Source organism: Halomonas sp. 3D7M (assembly GCF_014897885.1).
Classification (GTDB): domain Bacteria; phylum Pseudomonadota; class Gammaproteobacteria; order Pseudomonadales; family Halomonadaceae; genus Vreelandella.
Genome location: NZ_JABUZF010000258.1, coordinates 87,854 through 88,840 on the forward strand (window position 1 = coordinate 87,854; position 987 = coordinate 88,840).

2 protein-coding genes are annotated in these 987 nt (G+C 61.3%); both read left to right on the forward strand.

The window, feature by feature from the left end; translation table 11 throughout:
- Positions 1–730 (forward strand): formate dehydrogenase accessory sulfurtransferase FdhD (fdhD, locus tag INT22_RS16645; protein WP_193068606.1); only part of this gene is annotated, 730 nt, incomplete at its 5' end.
- Positions 731–741: 11 nt separating this feature from the next.
- Positions 742–981, forward strand: coding sequence for a formate dehydrogenase subunit delta (locus INT22_RS16650; RefSeq protein ID WP_193061115.1), 240 nt, complete (start codon positions 742–744; stop codon positions 979–981).
- Positions 982–987 lie beyond the last annotated feature (6 nt).

Consider the following 987-nt stretch of genomic DNA (forward strand, 5'->3'; position numbering starts at 1 on the left):
GGCCTTAGAAAGGCCAGTAGCACTGGTCTACAACGGCATCTCCCATGCGGTGATGATGGCAAGCCCCGCCGACCTTGAGGATTTTGCCCTCGGCTTTAGCCTTTCCGAAGGTATCCTGGCCAATATCACCGAGTGCTATGACCTCGATATCCACGAAGCGCCTCAGGGCCTCACCGTTCACCTCACCATTGCCAGCCAACGGATAGCTGAGCTCAAGCAGCGGCGGCGCAGCCTAACAGGGCGTACCGGCTGCGGCCTGTGCGGCACCGAAGCCCTGGAACAAGCCATTCGTCCGATCCCCTCTGTCGTGGCACCGTCGCTTAGCGATGCTGCCATTCAGCGCTCCCTGCAGCAATTGGCCACCCACCAGCCGCTGCAAGCAGCCACTGGCGCTAGCCACGGTGCCGCCTGGTGCGATACCCAGGGTCGCCTCCTACGGCTACGCGAGGATATCGGCCGCCACAACGCGTTGGACAAACTGATCGGCGCCCTCGCCCGCGAAGCTGTTCCCCTCGAAGAAGGGTTCGCGCTAGTCACCAGCCGCGCCAGCTACGAGATGGTGCACAAGTGCGCTAGCGCGGGCATCGGCGCACTGGTGGCTGTCTCGGCGGCCACCGCGCTGGCCGTGGAACAGGCCCAAGCGTCAGGCCTACTACTGGCAGGCTTTGCGCGGCCTGGTCGCCACTTGATTTACCACCGCCCCATTACAACGGCTCTTGCCCACGGCTGAGGAGACACTCAATGTCGACGCATAACGATAAAAACCTGATTCACATGATTAACCAAATCGCCGTGAACTTGCGCAGCGGCCACGACGAAGAAACGGCGGCAACAGCCATCTGTCGACACCTGGAAACCTTCTGGGCAAGACCAATGAAACAGCGCCTGGTGGCCTCACTGGAACGTGAGGATGATGAACTGTCACCGTTGGCACGGCGCGCTGCGTTGTTGTTGGCTGAGCGACAAACCCGCTCGACATAGTGGCTT